Source organism: Leucobacter sp. cx-42 (assembly GCF_014529985.1).
Taxonomy (GTDB): domain Bacteria; phylum Actinomycetota; class Actinomycetes; order Actinomycetales; family Microbacteriaceae; genus Leucobacter.
Genome location: NZ_JACVMU010000008.1, coordinates 138252 through 151404 on the forward strand (window position 1 = coordinate 138252; position 13153 = coordinate 151404).

Here is a 13153-nt window from a genome sequence, read left to right on the forward strand (position 1 = left end):
CGCCGGTGAGCCAGTTGGGGCTTCACGGGGTTCGAATCCCCGCACCGGCACTGAACACATTCCGACAGGAAGGGGTACGCCGTGGAACCTATCGCGGACGAATGGTTGCTGCTCCTCGCAGCGATCGGATGGAGCTTGATGGCATGGCGCAGATGGGGCCACCACATTTACGAGGCCAGCCGGAAAGGTCTGGTCTGGCTTGGGTACAAGGAGGACACAGATGCCGGCCAGCTGGAATAACGCGACGCCCTGGCGAGACGCCGAACTCGGCGACGTATGGGCGCTCGACGTTGACTACATCCCCGTCGCCGCGTGGACCGTGGTTGGTAGGAGCGGTCAGCTCTTCTTCTACGAGCCCGTGAACCAGCTCTATATCTCCCTCGGCGGCGTGATCGCTGCCGGCCAGAAGATTTGGCCGTTCCCCGCGGCCCCAACGTCATCACCCACTGGTGGCGACACAAACATCAACAAACCCGCATGAATGCGGAAAACCACACCCACGAACCATCCCACACCAGCAACCAATGCACGCCCAACACTGCGGCGAGCGCTTCGGCTGCTGCAGGGGAGGGGTTTGTGTGGTGTGGGGGAAGGAGGGCTGACGTGTGGCGCGTGAGCATGCGAATATTCGTTTGGATATGTGGGGTGATGGTGATTGGCGTGCGTTGTCGATGCCGGCGCAGTGGCTGTATGAGTTGTTGTTGACGCATCCGAAGACGAATCGTGCGGGTGTGTGTGATTGGCGGCCGAGGCGGCTTGCGGCGATGGCTGCGGGCTTGTCTGTTGGGGACGTTGAGCGCATGGCTGCGGAGCTTGTGGCGGGGTTTTTCATCGTGATTGATGAGGACACTGAGGAAGTTTTGGTGCGGTCGTATGTGAAGCATGACGGTGTGTTGAAGCAGCCGAACATGGCGGTGACGATGGCGAACGACTGGACTGGGGTTGCGTCGGAGCGGCTGCGTTCGGTGGTCGCGTTTGAGGTGCAGAAGCTGAAAGCTGAGCACCCTGATTTGCCGGGTTGGAAGTCTGCGCGGCAGCTTGAAACGATCCTTAGTTTCAGTGGGGTAAACGTGAAGATTGACCCATCGGTTGACCCATCGGTTGAGGGTGAGTCGATGGGTCGCACTACTACTACAGCTACATCTACTACTACAGCTACCCCCCTTCATAAAGAAGGGGGTGCGCCTTCGGCCCCACCGATTTTCTGTGAACGTCATCCGGTCGGCACCGACGCAGCGTGCAGGGCGTGCAAGGTCGCAGGTGTCGCGTTCGAGCGGTGGGCGGCCTCGCAAGAGGAGCCGGCACCGGTGGAGCACAAGCATGTTTGGATGCCCGACGGTAGCTGCAACACCTGCCCGGTCATGCAAGAGGACGCAGCATGATGAACCTCCCACAGCTCGAGCAGGAGGCAAGCGCCCATGCTGAGCGGATCCTCACGCTCCTGGAAGAAAAGGACGGTACAGCCTTGGCCCGCTACATTGCAGGCCTCACCCGCGACCAGATCCAATACGCCCTCTACGCGATCGGTAACGGCTACAACCGTGAAGTTGTCGCGAACGCGCTCGCCGCCGATCAGTTGGCGGCTACGGAGCGGGTGTGTGCGGAGTTGAAGGCGGGGAATGTGGAATTGCTCGAGACTGTGCGGTCGATGACTGAGGATCGCGATAACCAGGCGCAGCGCGCCGCGGCTCTTCGGCATCAGCTGCAGCTGGTGGGGGTGAGGGCAGCGTGAAGATTCACGAGTACGTGTTCGAGTGGGTGAAGCTCCCACTGTCCCTGAACGGGCGCATGCACTTCCACGAAGCTAAGCGGGTCGTGAAATCGATCCGTGACGAGGCCGCAGCGTGGGCGGCGACCCTGCCCCGCATGGATCGCTGCATCGTCGAGATGGAGTGGTTCGTGAACACCCGCACCCGGCGCGACGACGAGAACCCCGTCGCATCGCTGAAACCGTTCTGCGACGGCCTCGTCGACGGAGGCCTCGTGGAAGACGACACCGCGGTGTTCATGGTGAAACTGATGCCGCGCATCACCTACCGCCCCAAACGTGAGGGCGAGGCGTGCGTGGTGTTCCGTGTAGCGGAGATCCCGCCCGCGTTCCGGCCTGACAGCGTGCAGGCCATTATCGACCGACTGAACTTGGAAGAAGAGACACATGAGCAAGAAAACGAATGACAAGAAACCGAGCATCACGCTCCCACTGATGGAAGCGATCGAGGCGTGCGCAGCTGTCCTGCCGCACACCTCCAAAGATCCAGTCACGCCAATCATCACGGTCGCGCAGATCTCAGGCAGCCGGATCGCGGCCACGGACCCGATACACGGTCGGCACCTTCAAACTCTCCCAAGAAGCCACGGGCGAAATCCTGCTACCGCGCCAGGGAATCGAATGGATCGCAAAAACCAACACCCGCACCCTGGTCGGCAGCTACAGCGGCGCCACCGTCGAAGCATACGAGCTCAAGATCACCGGTATCCAACCAGGGACAGAAGACCACGCGCTCGCCACAGCGACGGTGACGGTCGAGATTATTCACCAAGGCGAAACGGAGCGGCTCTGCCGGTTCAACCCCATCAGCGGCAACTTCCCGCCAGTCGCGGAGCGCCTGCTCGACGGCCATGAAAAAGCAGTGGAAGTTACCCCGCTAGACCTCCAGCCGGAGCTGCTCGAACGTGTCACCGCGTACGCGAAAAAGTGGCAGCGCGGGAAGTCGATCCGATTCATCAGCGGCAAATCCGACAACCCGTACAGGCCAGCAGCGCTGCGAGTCACCGTCGGCAACTTCGACGGACTGATCCAGCCCACACTCCTCACCCGATAGAGAAACCAGAAAGCAGGAAAACATGGCAGGCGAACCGCTCATCACAGTAATCGGCAACCTCGTCGCGGATCCCGAACCGCGCGTCTCACAAGCAGGAAAGAGCTGGGTCACATTCCGGGTCGCGAACACCCCGCGAACGCGCGACCGGCAGTCAGGCGACTGGTCAGACGGCGAACCACTGTGGCTCAGCTGCCGCGCATTCGGAGAATACGCCGACAACATCGCGGCATCACTCACGAAAGGCATGCGCGTCATCGTGCTCGGCCGCCTCACACAGCGCACCTACACCGACAACCAAGGCCAGCAGCGCATCAGCCTCGAACTCGACGTCGAAGAAGTCGGGCCATCGCTCCGCTTCGCCACCGCGCAGGTAGCACGAGGCCAGCAGCGCGGCCAGGTCGGACACTTCGGCGGCAACCAGCCGGCAGGCCAGGGCGGCTGGAACAAGCCACCCGCACCCCAGGACAACCCCTGGACAGGCGAAGGACACCAGGCCAACCAAGACCCGGCCGACTTCGTTGGCAACCTCGACGACGAACAGCCCTTCTAAGCAGGCAGGAGAACAATCATGAACCCTTGGTGGATTCTGCTCAACGGCCTCGGCTGGATCACGCTCGCACTGGTCGCGCTGTTCATCGCCGCGTGCATCATCATCCCGATCGTGACCGCATGTAAGAACGCGCGCGCTCGCCGTCGACAACGACGAGCGGTCACGCGAACCGTGCCGATCAACCTCACCTCAACCCCGCCCAACTAAGCGGGGTTTTCTTATACCCAGAGGGGCTGGCCACATTGCCGCCCTTCTGGGTGTGCCAGCTAAAAATTCACATATTCCGGGTAACCAAGCGGACTACGCCACCAGACCTCGATACGAGCGTGATTACCAAAAAAAGCCTGCTCAAGCGACTCGACTTCTTGCGGACTCTTGTCTGATTTTAGAAGCACTCTTTCGGCGCCTGGTCTGAATGTTCCAGCTTTGTTCATTCGCAATGGGGAGTCATGGTAAATGCCAGTGCGGACTGCAATTCGAACCTTCTTGGCTGATGTTTTGCCAGTGTTTTTTAGTTTGAATTCTGCGCCGCCGGATTTCGAGTGATGCCAGTCCCCGGCCCAGTGGACATCCCTGTACTCGTCTACTTGAGAGTTGGTGCGTGACTGCCGGACTAAGGAAATGATTCCAACCAGAGTTGCGCCAAGTGTGCCAACTGCAACTGCGAGTTGAACGTAGTCGTTGAAATTCATGTCTCGCACTCTATCCAATGATTGGAGGTTGCTTTTGCGACCCTCAATGCTTTCAGTTTGTCCGCCTGTGCCATCGTGCCTGGCCGATTCCGCAGTCTTTAGGTGCTGGCGTGAGTGAATCGTGGGAATTCACGCGCACAGTCCGCGAACGCCACGTCACCGGGCCAGCCACCGACCAGATGATCATCACCGTCGGCCGCGAGCTCAACGCCTGGCGCGAAGGACGCGACACCGAACCACCGCGCCACTGCTGGCGCACCGCGCAAGTCGTTGACGGCCGGATCGTCGGACAGTGGGCAGAAACCAACCTCGAAGCCCAAGTCGGCATCGAGGTGTGGTGGGGCTCCGCAGTGCACTGGATCGTCCCAGATCCCGAGAGCGTGATCCACGATCGCTACCTGACCAACGTGTCCACCGGAGCCACCCGCTCAGATGAAGCGCGCACGTTCGCGCTCACTGACCAGCCCGTCGATAATCCGCAGCGACCAACCGTCACCGACCTCGTCGCCGACTGGGACGACGTCTTCAAAGACATCCCTTGACAGCTGCACCTTCCAGAACCACCCCAAACTGCCACCCGCAGCCACCAACACAGCTGCGGCGAGCGCAGCACCCCAAACACATCAACACCGTACGAAGGGACACCTGACCATGAACGAAATGCGCGTAATGACCGTGCGACAGCCCTGGGCGTGGGCAATCATCCACGGACACAAAGACGTCGAGAACCGCATCCGCAACATCGCAGGCGACTACCGAGGCCCCGTAGCAATCCACGCCGCAAAGTCCGGAGACTACGGCGCACTCAGCGATCCCGAGCTCGCCGCCGCTGTCCAACGTCACTCAGAAGTAACGGGGGAGCAGTGGCGGTATGAAGACCTGCCCCGGGGCGTGATCCTCGGCGTAGTGACCCTCACGCGCGTCCACAGCACCGCAGTACACAACAGCGAAGGCTGCACCCGCACCGGGCAGCGCACAGGCCTCTGCTCCGAGTGGGCGCGACACGGACACCACCACCTCGAACTCTCCACCCCGCGCGCACTCACCGAACCGATCCCGTACACGGGCGCGCTCGGGATGCGCCGCCTGACCCCAGCCATGATCGACCAGATCCGCACCGCACTCACCAATCAGCAGGAAGGAACCCGAAACCATGTCTGAACCAATCACCGAGACCGAATGCAAACGCTGCCCGCAACGCTTCCGCACCTGGCACGCCAAAGCACAAACCCTCTGCGCAGACTGCCGCTACGTCCTCCCCGCCGAAATGCAGGAGGCCTGGGCAGCATGACCGACACCACCCGTGACCGAGAGAAACGACTCCCAGAAGCAGAATTCGACAACCCAACCTGCGGCGTCTGCTTCTCAGAGACCAACGACAACGGCGACACCTACATCTGCCACAGCTGCGGCATCACCTACAGCCACATCACACTCGAAGCGAGCATCGCAGACCCAGACAAACCCGCCTGCAACAAACCCTGCACCAGCGAATGGCACACCCACCGATACGTCAACCCCGGCTACCGCTGGAAATGCTACCCCTGCGCACTCACAGCAGATCACGCAACCAACGAATGCCACGGCGGCTGCCACATCATCCTCAACACACCAAACACCAACGCGCTCGCCGCCGAGACAGGAGATCCCCGATGACGTTTAATCCAACACCCGAACAGAAAGAAGCTGAGACGGAGGCCTACCAAAAGCACGGCCACTTTATTGAGCATCATGGGCGTGTGTGTCAAGAGTGTGGCAAATACTTCAAAGACGTTTCAGGGTATGAGGATCACCGGATCGAGGCGACTCTCGTGGCTGCTGCTGGTGCCGCACCACAGGAGCGGGCGCCGATTCCAGCTACGAAACCCATGCGTGGCTATGTGCAGGAATTCGTATGCGGGTATGGTGCCGCGCTCTACACGCTCGAGGAGGCAGTCGATCGGATCACCTTGCTGATCGACCCCGCCGAGGGATGGAGCGATGATGATCGGCACGAGGCACTTGCTGAGGCGCGACGCCGATGGATCCGCCCGGACACGGAGTGGACGAAGCGCCACTTTGACGGGTGCATCAATGGCTTCGCACTCGGCGCGGAGTGGCAGAAGGCCAAGATGCCTGCTCTCGCCGCCCCGTTGCAGGTGGATGAAGCGAAGCTCACAACACTCATCATGGGCAAGACCGCGACTGTCGCCGCGAAGGACATCGCTGAGTGGCTGCGAGGTGGTGCACATTGAGCGAGGAGGCAGTCTAAAAAAAGAATGCGAAAACGAGCGATGCTGCAGCAAAGATGGCGCTAAGAGTGTCTGCGCTCATGACTCCGTCAATTGAATCGTACTCATTGAGCCTCAGCGAAAACATCTTCGCACCACGTGCCTTATTGACCTGGTATAAGACCAGAAGTATTGCCGAGACCGCCAATATCTTCTCTGATTCGCTAGGAATCAAATAGCCAACGACAAATACGACAGCAATGATAAAGATTGCAAAGAGGCGTTGCCAGGTAGGCGATATCTGCTTCTTCAGCTCGGTACTCATGGGAGACAGTATGGCAATAGCAGCGTCAATATGAAACAACGAACACCCCTCACAGTAGGGGTTTTTCTATACCCAGAGAGGGGAACATGGAAACCACTGAGCGAGCCGTCACCCGGCTCACAAGCACACACACCGAGCACACCGACGCGGGGCCAGTCGAATGGCCACCCCTCATCGAATGGCTCAACACGTCAATCACAGAAGTCGTGAAGCGTGGCGGCGCGGGATCGGGCGGCACTGGCCTGCCCCTCGACTTCGAAGCGCTGCGCCTGCTGGAACGTATCAAGCGCGAGACAGCGTGGATGCGTGAAGCGCTCTACATGCAACGATCCACAGTCGCCCTTACTGCGAGCATCCGGGAGACGTGGACACGGGCCAACGAACTCCGACGCTCTGGCGACGTTCCTGACGACCAATGGGAACGCATCACCGAAGGCATCGAAGACTGGGTCGCATCCATCGTTGCCGAGCAAGACCAGCGCGCGAACCTGATGGAGCTCACCGTCCCATGCCCCGCATGCGGCACACGCTGGGTACTCGAAGAACAAGACGGAGCCGAGAAACGACGCAGCGCCGTACGCATCGAATACGCGGAAGGACGCGCACCAGTAGCATCCTGCCACGCAGCCGAATGCGAAAAGCTCTGGGTCGGGTGGGAACAACTCGCCCTACTCGGAATCACGTTGAACGCGAACCAGGATCGGGAGGTGCTCGCAGCGTGCGGAATCAACATTCCGGGCATGAATCTCACATGATTCTGGAAAGTCTGCTACCTTGGTAGCAGGTCAGGGAGAACTCTCTCTACTGACAGTCAGCTCAGCCACTCTCTTGCAGGGTGGCTTTCGTGTTTCTAGGGGCGGTTCACCGGTGCTGGTGACCGCCCCTAGTCTTGTCTTCCGCGATGCTTCCCGCATTGTTCGGATCGGCTCACCCGTGCCGATGGAAGAAAACGGTTCTCGCGGTGGATTGCAAGAGACGTGGTGCGTTCGCAAGTCGTTGCGCGCAAACGAACGCACCACACACCGCGTTGGTCTGCAGCCCAGTAGGCAAGAGCGCCGCACTGTTAATGCGGATGTCGCAGGTTCGAGACCTGCCAGACCAGCCAGTTATCAGGCATCACGGCTGAAACAGCAGATCCAAGCTTCGCGCGAACGACTAGGCGCCATTGGATTGCGGAACGACCTTAAACATCGGAGCCACGATGTCGAGGATTTCCGTAAGGGTTTGCTCGCCAAGTGCAGCATCTCCACCGAAGTTTCCGGAGGCGACAAGGTAGGCGCCGCTTGAGGCAACACCGCGTCGACAAGCTGATGCCTGGCCATCGTCCCATGACTCGCAAACGAAGGTATCTTCCGAACTGCCAGCGTCGGCATCAACCTGAATCTCAATCAAGCCAGGGTGCACATTGCCCTCATACGGGGCGAACGACCTAGTCCCATAGCCCCAGCACTGGAATACGCCACCGCTATTGATCTCGGTGAGATGCTGGATAGCTTCTTCGTTCGCGTATCGAATGGCCCAACCGCCTCCCTCTTCAAAGATGGGGATCTGGTCGCTGCAAATGCCAGCGTCTTTGGCTTCCGGTTGCTTCAACAGCGTGTATTCGCCGACCTGCAACGGAATGTTCAGGCCGAGGTACAACTCGTCTTCAGAGTAGGACGGTGCTTCGACTTCTTCTGCTTCTTCCTGGTTTGACTCAGTGGTCTCTTCTGCAGGGCTCTCAGCTTTGGAGGAAGACTGGCTGTCGTTACCGACAGTGGAGGAACAGCCAACGACCAGTAGTGATGCGCATGCCGCAATTGCGGCAGCAAAAAGTACGGACTTCTTCATTGAACGCTCCTCAACTTGGCTGCCAGCAAACGCAAGGCATGCTCGAACCCTGATTGTAAGCAATAGAAACAAGAAGTGAAAGCTCAGTGCTGCTGGCGTATGTGCGCCAACTCGACATCTAATCTTCCCTGTGCCCGCATCATCACCAACATCAACGCCACAAGGCATGTCGGTGGCACACTTCACACACTGGATGCGCGGCACAGGGAACACCCACCACCACCACCACGGAGGCACGCGCTATGGGATGGAAGCACCAGTGCACCTGCCCAGGCAACTTCCGAATTTGGCTCAGACGAGCGCGCTCGGGCGCGATCTGGTCATGCCGCTGCGGAACCTTCTGGGAACTACACCGACGCTCATTCGTCCCAGGACACTCGCACTGGGAATGGCGCCTGCATGATGACGAACCACAGGCGGACGAACCAGAGCCACAAGGCGCACACTCCGAAACGGAACGCGCATGGCGCGACGACACAGACGAATGTAACCCGCGCCCCGAAGTACAACTCGGATTCCAGAGGGAGCAGCGATGAGGGTTCTCAAGATTCTGCGTATGCGACGCTGCGGTCACTCACGCAAGATCGGCATCTATGGCGACAACATCATTTACGCCGGTTGGCGACGGCTGTACTGTCTGGACTGTGGCCGCACATTACCCGGCCAAGTGTCCGAGGCGACCCACAAGCTCGGGGCCGACGGCGCGGTGCCACTGTGAGCACCGACCGTTACGACCTCGACTACGCGTGCGGTGACTGCGGGCGAGACGACCACACCAGCCTCAGCTCCATGATGCTGTGCAACTGCGACCGGTACGACCGCAACGGGAACGAGAAGGAGTCAGCGTAATGCAGACACCATTCGTGAAGATCGTTGTCACCGCGCAGGTAGGCGACAGTGAACCTATCGAGATCGCCACAGCAGACGCACCCATCACGGTAGACGCAAACGGAAACGCCACGATCACGCTCGGCAAGACCCTCGGAGACGGGGCCACAGAGTCAGCGCCGTGCCTGAACCATAAGCCGGTACAGCACCGCGATTTCAAGCCGCCCTGGTGTGAAGCATGCGGCGAGTTCGGGGGAGGCGGAGGCTGGCTGGTGGAGAACAAGACCGGCCGGCCGGAACGCATTCTCAGCGATGAGCAATGGGAACAGATGACAGCTGACAAGGAGTAAGCGTGAATGCACTCCACGTCTACCCAGTCGAAGACGCGATCGAACACGACACCGAGACAGATGCCTGCATCTGTGGGCCAGCCCTCGAGCATGTTGCGACAGGTAACGGCGACGGTTGGGTCTACGTTCATCACTCACTCGATGGCCGCGAGCAATACGAAAGACGGTAGTCGCATGCCTAGAGCGCCAAGACTGTGCCCAGCCACGGGCTGCAACAACCGCATCACCAACCGTAGGTACTGCGAAGACCACACCGCCTACGGGTGGGCAGGACGCTCGCACGCAAGCGGAGCGGCACACATACGCTGGTCTAAGGCAGTCAGGCAGCGCGACAAGGAATGTCAGCTGCGATTCAATGGGTGCACAGGCGACGCTGACGAAGCCGATCACATCGTGAATGTCAAAGCCGGAGGTGCGCGCTACGACCCGAAAAATGGTCAAGGCGCATGTACCCATTGCCACGGGGTAAAGACCCGCGCAGAGGCCCACCGCGCACGCCTCCGAGCCTCAAAAAACTAGGTACGGGCCAGCCACCCCCTCCCCGGGTAGCGGCGGGGAATGCCGGGGAGGTGCTGCTCATTTATTCCTGTACGGGTCTGGGGATTTCTCGCTTGTGCGTGCTTTCGTGACACGCTGTGAGCGTGCGCGGGGCGCTCGTGACCTGCTTTGAGGTTGAGCGTTCTCGCTGCGTTAGATCGGCGCGTGTGCCGAAAAGTGTTACAAGGGCAGGAGCGTTCCGGCTTGGTAGACGTTCTTCGTGATGGTGATGTAGCGGCCGCTCGAGTAGCGCTCGACACTGATGCCGTTTTCGATTCGGCGCGTGCCCGGCCGCTCGGGGCTGAGTCCCCAAATGTGCAGGCCGGTTCCGCTTGGTGAGACTTCGATGTAGTTACTCGGGTAGTGCGAGACGAGTTCGGCCGCTGCGGGGTGGAGTTCCTCGTCTGTGATGACGTGGTCGAGGTCAATGCACGCGATCCCGTCTCCGAGCACGAAGCCGAGACCAGCGCCGTGCGGTGACGTGTCCGCTTCGGCGTAGGTTGCCCATGTGCTTGGGTCAGTGCTTGATGCTGTAGCCCCGGTGATCGCGTCGACTGGCTTCTTTTCCGCGGAGTGACGAATCCATCGGTTACGGCTCGTGAGTTCTTCGGGCAGTGTGAGGCGCTTGGCTCGACGGTGAGCCGTGACGCGGCAATTGCTCGAGCAGAAACGTGCTTGAGCGTTCTTCGCGACAATCGATCGCCCACAGATTTCACACGTTCTCATTCTTCCATTGTAACGCTTTTTGCCGCATGATGATGCGGATTTTTGGGGGTGTTAGCGATGGCTGGACGTGGCCCCGCACCCAAGAACCCAAGCACACGCGCCCGCCGCAATTCCGGCGGCGCAGACATGCGAATCATCGAGGCAGACCCAGTTGAGCAACCAAGCCTTCCCGAGTTCGACATTCAGGTCGAACGCGACGGCGAGCTGATCTCACAGACATTCACTTGGCCTGAACGAACACGCGAGTGGTGGCAGATGTGGGCGGATTCGCCGTTGTCTGCAGAGTTCACTTCGACGGATTGGTCTGAACTCTTGGACACTGCGTTGATCCACGCAAAGTTCTGGGGCGGTGACTTGAAGGTTGCTGGCGAGCTGCGTTTGCGCGTCGCGAAGTTTGGTGCAACACCAGAGGATCGTGCCCGGTTGAAGATCCAGTTTGCTGCTGCGGATGAGGCCGAGGATCGCACGAAGAAGCGACGTGAGGGTGCGAAGAAACCTCCTGGCGAGGATCCGCGCCTGAAGCTGCTCGGCTAGGTAGGTGTCTTATGGCGGTGCTGATTGTTCCGCCGCTCGATTTGTCTTACCCAACGCTCGGACCCGCGATTGCTGATTTCATTCATGAACGGGCAGTGTTCGGCCCGGGCTCGCTTGCTGGCCTGCCGGCTGAGCTGGATGCTGATGCACTCGCTGCAATCTACCGGCTGTACGAGGTGTATCCACGGGGGCATCGTCTTGAAGGCCGACGCAGATTCTCGCGTGGCGCATTCGAATGGCGCAAGGGCATGGCGAAGACGGAGAAAGCGGCGTGGATTGCCTACGCAGAGCTCCACCCGGAAGCGCCCGTGCGGTGTGACGGGTTCGACGCGAACGGGGACCCTGTCGGACGTCCGGTCACGCAGCCCTACATCCCGATGATGGCTGTCACGGAAGAGCAAGTGTCGGAGCTTGCGTACGGTGTTCTGAAATACGTTGTTGAGGAAGGCCCAGACTCACACCTTTTTGATTCGTCACTAGATCGAATCCTGCGTCTTGACCACCGTGGCCGGCCTGATGGTCGCGCGGTGCCGGTGTCGAACTCGCCGGGTTCCCGTGACGGCGCTCTCACTACGTTCCAACACTTTGACGAGCCTCACCGCTTGGTGCTGCCATCTGCAAAGAACGCGCACGAGACGATGAGCGCGAACCTCACAAAGAGACCACTCGAGGATCCGTGGGCGCTCTATACGTCGACAGCTGGCGCTCCTGGCGAGCAATCCATTGAAGAGGACGTCCGCGCCGAGGCCGAGTTGATCGACCGCGGTGAGGTTAAGAACCCTGCACTGTTCTTCTTCGCACGATGGGCTGGCGATGAACACAAAGACCTGATGCCACGTGCGGAAGCACCTGGCATACCTGAAGTCACCCACGAGCAGGCGATGAGTAACCGCATCGCGGCCATTGCAGAAGCTACTGGGCCAGTGGGGGAGTTCGGTCCAGGTCAGTTCGAAAGCATCGCCAAGCAGTGGGATCGACCCCGCGCAGATACTGCATACCTCGAGCGTGTGTGGTTGAACCGGTGGCGGCGTTCCAACTCGCAGTTCTTCGATTCGACGAAGCTGCAAGCACTCGCAAAACCTGGCGAGCGAATCCCGCTCGGAGCTTTCATCTCGCTTGGGTTCGATGGTGCTCGATTCCGTGATGCGACCGCGATTGTCGCGACGGACATCAAGACGGGCATGCAGGAACTCATGGGTTTGTGGGAGCGTCCTGAGAACGTCGATGATTGGGAAGTCCCAGAGGATGAAGTTACGGCCACGTTCGAACGCATCATGAAGAAGTACCGCGTCCACAAGCTGTTCGCGGATCCACCGCACTGGACTGAGACGATCGGTTCTTGGTATGCGAAATATCCAGACCAGGTTGAAGAGTTCTACACGAAGCGACACCAAATGATGGCGTACACGCTTCGTGAATATGAAGAAGCGATCGCGTCTGCATCGATTTCCTTTGGCGGCGTCGTAGATCCCGAGTGGAAGATCGGCGAAAAGCTCTCACCGCATGACGACCTACTTCGTCATCTCGGCAACGCAGGAAAGAAGCAGCTGCGCATGTTCGACGATGAGGGGCAGCCGCTGTATGTCATGCAAAAGCAAGACGGACAAATGGGGCTCAAATTCGATGCCGGCATGGCCGCAGTGCTCTCTTGGAAGGCGCGCCTTGATGCGATTAAGGGTGGCGCGAAACCCAAGTCTCAGACGCGCAAGCGCGCAGTTATTCGAAAGCTCAACCCTCGCGGGTAGTTGG

Annotated in this window: 24 protein-coding genes and 1 tRNA gene; 20 read left to right on the forward strand and 5 right to left on the reverse strand. The window is 59.7% G+C overall.

Features of this window, described 5'->3' with window-relative positions:
* The first annotated feature begins 220 nt into the window (after window positions 1-220).
* The 4 genes from ICM05_RS09710 to ICM05_RS09725 all read left to right on the forward strand — a co-directional run bounded on the left by ICM05_RS09710 (window position 221) and on the right by ICM05_RS09725 (window position 2175).
* Complete coding sequence (locus ICM05_RS09710; RefSeq protein WP_188024383.1) at window positions 221-481, forward strand: hypothetical protein; 261 nt, start codon at window positions 221-223, stop codon at window positions 479-481.
* Window positions 482-605: 124 nt separating this feature from the next.
* Complete coding sequence (locus tag ICM05_RS09715) at window positions 606-1382, forward strand: hypothetical protein (RefSeq protein ID WP_188024384.1); 777 nt, start codon at window positions 606-608, stop codon at window positions 1380-1382.
* On the forward strand, window positions 1379-1732 hold the full coding sequence (locus tag ICM05_RS09720) for a hypothetical protein (protein ID WP_188024385.1): 354 nt from the start codon (window positions 1379-1381) through the stop codon (window positions 1730-1732). The genes ICM05_RS09715 and ICM05_RS09720 overlap by 4 nt, the downstream gene beginning before the upstream one ends.
* Entirely contained in the window at window positions 1729-2175 is a 447-nt protein-coding gene (locus ICM05_RS09725) for a hypothetical protein (protein WP_188024386.1), read from the forward strand. The genes ICM05_RS09720 and ICM05_RS09725 overlap by 4 nt, the downstream gene beginning before the upstream one ends.
* A gap of 194 nt (window positions 2176-2369) precedes the next feature.
* Here ICM05_RS09725 and ICM05_RS09730 read toward each other — a convergent pair whose 3' ends face one another.
* A complete protein-coding gene (locus ICM05_RS09730; RefSeq protein WP_188024387.1) occupies window positions 2370-2621 on the reverse strand; it encodes a hypothetical protein in 252 nt (83 codons plus the stop codon).
* Between the two features lie 9 nt (window positions 2622-2630).
* On the opposite strand from ICM05_RS09730, the gene ICM05_RS09735 reads away from it, so the two are divergent.
* Genes ICM05_RS09735 through ICM05_RS09745 form a run of 3 tightly spaced genes read left to right on the forward strand, consistent with a single transcriptional unit; the run spans window position 2631 to window position 3579 of the window.
* Window positions 2631-2822, forward strand: coding sequence for a hypothetical protein (locus ICM05_RS09735; RefSeq protein WP_188024388.1), 192 nt, complete (start codon window positions 2631-2633; stop codon window positions 2820-2822).
* A gap of 22 nt (window positions 2823-2844) precedes the next feature.
* Window positions 2845-3372 carry a single-stranded DNA-binding protein gene (ssb, locus tag ICM05_RS09740; protein ID WP_188024389.1) on the forward strand — a complete coding sequence of 176 codons (528 nt, stop codon included), beginning with the start codon at window positions 2845-2847 and terminating at the stop codon, window positions 3370-3372.
* 18 nt (window positions 3373-3390) lie between these two features.
* Window positions 3391-3579, forward strand: coding sequence for a hypothetical protein (locus ICM05_RS09745; protein WP_188024390.1), 189 nt, complete (start codon window positions 3391-3393; stop codon window positions 3577-3579).
* Between the two features lie 59 nt (window positions 3580-3638).
* On the opposite strand, the gene ICM05_RS09750 is transcribed toward ICM05_RS09745, so the two are convergent.
* A complete protein-coding gene (locus ICM05_RS09750; protein ID WP_188024391.1) occupies window positions 3639-4064 on the reverse strand; it encodes a hypothetical protein in 426 nt (141 codons plus the stop codon).
* A gap of 110 nt (window positions 4065-4174) precedes the next feature.
* Between ICM05_RS09750 and ICM05_RS09755 the strand changes: the two genes are divergently transcribed.
* From ICM05_RS09755 to ICM05_RS09775, 5 genes are all read left to right on the forward strand, one after another.
* On the forward strand, window positions 4175-4606 hold the full coding sequence (locus tag ICM05_RS09755; protein ID WP_188024392.1) for a hypothetical protein: 432 nt from the start codon (window positions 4175-4177) through the stop codon (window positions 4604-4606).
* Between the two features lie 109 nt (window positions 4607-4715).
* Window positions 4716-5225 carry an ASCH domain-containing protein gene (locus tag ICM05_RS09760; RefSeq protein WP_215401770.1) on the forward strand — a complete coding sequence of 170 codons (510 nt, stop codon included), beginning with the start codon at window positions 4716-4718 and terminating at the stop codon, window positions 5223-5225.
* Entirely contained in the window at window positions 5218-5355 is a 138-nt protein-coding gene (locus ICM05_RS09765; RefSeq protein ID WP_188024393.1) for a hypothetical protein, read from the forward strand. Before ICM05_RS09760 ends, ICM05_RS09765 begins: the two co-directional genes overlap by 8 nt.
* Window positions 5352-5720, forward strand: a complete 369-nt coding sequence (locus tag ICM05_RS09770; RefSeq protein ID WP_188024394.1) for a hypothetical protein — start codon at window positions 5352-5354, stop codon at window positions 5718-5720. The genes ICM05_RS09765 and ICM05_RS09770 overlap by 4 nt, the downstream gene beginning before the upstream one ends.
* The gene (locus tag ICM05_RS09775) at window positions 5717-6298 is read left to right on the forward strand and encodes a hypothetical protein (protein WP_188024395.1); all 582 of its coding nucleotides are present in this window, start codon (window positions 5717-5719) and stop codon (window positions 6296-6298) included. Before ICM05_RS09770 ends, ICM05_RS09775 begins: the two co-directional genes overlap by 4 nt.
* Before the next feature lie 13 nt (window positions 6299-6311).
* Here ICM05_RS09775 and ICM05_RS09780 read toward each other — a convergent pair whose 3' ends face one another.
* Window positions 6312-6599 carry a hypothetical protein gene (locus ICM05_RS09780; RefSeq protein WP_188024396.1) on the reverse strand — a complete coding sequence of 96 codons (288 nt, stop codon included), beginning with the start codon at window positions 6597-6599 and terminating at the stop codon, window positions 6312-6314.
* 86 nt (window positions 6600-6685) lie between these two features.
* Between ICM05_RS09780 and ICM05_RS09785 the strand changes: the two genes are divergently transcribed.
* The gene (locus tag ICM05_RS09785; RefSeq protein ID WP_188024397.1) at window positions 6686-7354 is read left to right on the forward strand and encodes a hypothetical protein; all 669 of its coding nucleotides are present in this window, start codon (window positions 6686-6688) and stop codon (window positions 7352-7354) included.
* A gap of 273 nt (window positions 7355-7627) precedes the next feature.
* Window positions 7628-7704: transfer RNA gene (locus tag ICM05_RS09790), tRNA-Asn, on the forward strand.
* A gap of 50 nt (window positions 7705-7754) precedes the next feature.
* Here the strand turns inward: ICM05_RS09790 and ICM05_RS09795 are convergent.
* Window positions 7755-8429 (reverse strand): hypothetical protein, encoded by a 675-nt coding sequence (locus ICM05_RS09795; protein WP_188024398.1) that lies wholly within the window; start codon window positions 8427-8429, stop codon window positions 7755-7757.
* 714 nt (window positions 8430-9143) lie between these two features.
* On the opposite strand from ICM05_RS09795, the gene ICM05_RS12795 reads away from it, so the two are divergent.
* The 4 genes from ICM05_RS12795 to ICM05_RS12990 are packed head-to-tail and all read left to right on the forward strand — an operon-like array spanning window position 9144 to window position 10126.
* The gene (locus tag ICM05_RS12795) at window positions 9144-9278 is read left to right on the forward strand and encodes a hypothetical protein (RefSeq protein ID WP_255498919.1); all 135 of its coding nucleotides are present in this window, start codon (window positions 9144-9146) and stop codon (window positions 9276-9278) included.
* Window positions 9278-9607 carry a hypothetical protein gene (locus tag ICM05_RS09800; protein ID WP_188024399.1) on the forward strand — a complete coding sequence of 110 codons (330 nt, stop codon included), beginning with the start codon at window positions 9278-9280 and terminating at the stop codon, window positions 9605-9607. Before ICM05_RS12795 ends, ICM05_RS09800 begins: the two co-directional genes overlap by 1 nt.
* A gap of 2 nt (window positions 9608-9609) precedes the next feature.
* Window positions 9610-9777, forward strand: a complete 168-nt coding sequence (locus ICM05_RS09805; protein WP_188024400.1) for a hypothetical protein — start codon at window positions 9610-9612, stop codon at window positions 9775-9777.
* A gap of 4 nt (window positions 9778-9781) precedes the next feature.
* Window positions 9782-10126 (forward strand): HNH endonuclease, encoded by a 345-nt coding sequence (locus ICM05_RS12990; protein WP_188024401.1) that lies wholly within the window; start codon window positions 9782-9784, stop codon window positions 10124-10126.
* 198 nt (window positions 10127-10324) lie between these two features.
* On the opposite strand, the gene ICM05_RS09815 is transcribed toward ICM05_RS12990, so the two are convergent.
* Complete coding sequence (locus ICM05_RS09815) at window positions 10325-10870, reverse strand: DNA primase (RefSeq protein ID WP_188024402.1); 546 nt, start codon at window positions 10868-10870, stop codon at window positions 10325-10327.
* A gap of 57 nt (window positions 10871-10927) precedes the next feature.
* On the opposite strand from ICM05_RS09815, the gene ICM05_RS09820 reads away from it, so the two are divergent.
* A complete protein-coding gene (locus tag ICM05_RS09820; protein WP_188024403.1) occupies window positions 10928-11404 on the forward strand; it encodes a hypothetical protein in 477 nt (158 codons plus the stop codon).
* 11 nt (window positions 11405-11415) lie between these two features.
* Window positions 11416-13149: a large terminase gene (locus ICM05_RS09825; protein ID WP_188024404.1), complete on the forward strand. Its 1734-nt coding sequence runs from the start codon at window positions 11416-11418 to the stop codon at window positions 13147-13149.
* Window positions 13150-13153: the final 4 nt, after the last annotated feature.

Excerpts from the sequence above, each read along its gene's own strand:
- ICM05_RS09710 (WP_188024383.1), top strand. The coding sequence starts at position 221 with ATGCCGGCCAGCTGGAATAACGCGACGCCCTGGCGAGACGCCGAACTC.
- ICM05_RS09720 (WP_188024385.1), top strand. The coding sequence starts at position 1,379 with ATGATGAACCTCCCACAGCTCGAGCAGGAGGCAAGCGCCCATGCTGAG.
- ICM05_RS09730 (WP_188024387.1), bottom strand. The coding sequence starts at position 2,621 with ATGGCCGTCGAGCAGGCGCTCCGCGACTGGCGGGAAGTTGCCGCTGAT.
- ssb (WP_188024389.1), top strand. The coding sequence starts at position 2,845 with ATGGCAGGCGAACCGCTCATCACAGTAATCGGCAACCTCGTCGCGGAT.
- ICM05_RS09745 (WP_188024390.1), top strand. The coding sequence starts at position 3,391 with ATGAACCCTTGGTGGATTCTGCTCAACGGCCTCGGCTGGATCACGCTC.
- ICM05_RS09750 (WP_188024391.1), bottom strand. The coding sequence starts at position 4,064 with ATGAATTTCAACGACTACGTTCAACTCGCAGTTGCAGTTGGCACACTT.
- ICM05_RS09760 (WP_215401770.1), top strand. The coding sequence starts at position 4,716 with ATGAACGAAATGCGCGTAATGACCGTGCGACAGCCCTGGGCGTGGGCA.
- ICM05_RS09765 (WP_188024393.1), top strand. The coding sequence starts at position 5,218 with ATGTCTGAACCAATCACCGAGACCGAATGCAAACGCTGCCCGCAACGC.
- ICM05_RS09770 (WP_188024394.1), top strand. The coding sequence starts at position 5,352 with ATGACCGACACCACCCGTGACCGAGAGAAACGACTCCCAGAAGCAGAA.
- ICM05_RS09775 (WP_188024395.1), top strand. The coding sequence starts at position 5,717 with ATGACGTTTAATCCAACACCCGAACAGAAAGAAGCTGAGACGGAGGCC.
- ICM05_RS09780 (WP_188024396.1), bottom strand. The coding sequence starts at position 6,599 with ATGAGTACCGAGCTGAAGAAGCAGATATCGCCTACCTGGCAACGCCTC.
- ICM05_RS09785 (WP_188024397.1), top strand. The coding sequence starts at position 6,686 with ATGGAAACCACTGAGCGAGCCGTCACCCGGCTCACAAGCACACACACC.
- ICM05_RS09795 (WP_188024398.1), bottom strand. The coding sequence starts at position 8,429 with ATGAAGAAGTCCGTACTTTTTGCTGCCGCAATTGCGGCATGCGCATCA.
- ICM05_RS09800 (WP_188024399.1), top strand. The coding sequence starts at position 9,278 with ATGCAGACACCATTCGTGAAGATCGTTGTCACCGCGCAGGTAGGCGAC.
- ICM05_RS12990 (WP_188024401.1), top strand. The coding sequence starts at position 9,782 with ATGCCTAGAGCGCCAAGACTGTGCCCAGCCACGGGCTGCAACAACCGC.
- ICM05_RS09815 (WP_188024402.1), bottom strand. The coding sequence starts at position 10,870 with ATGAGAACGTGTGAAATCTGTGGGCGATCGATTGTCGCGAAGAACGCT.
- ICM05_RS09820 (WP_188024403.1), top strand. The coding sequence starts at position 10,928 with ATGGCTGGACGTGGCCCCGCACCCAAGAACCCAAGCACACGCGCCCGC.
- ICM05_RS09825 (WP_188024404.1), top strand. The coding sequence starts at position 11,416 with ATGGCGGTGCTGATTGTTCCGCCGCTCGATTTGTCTTACCCAACGCTC.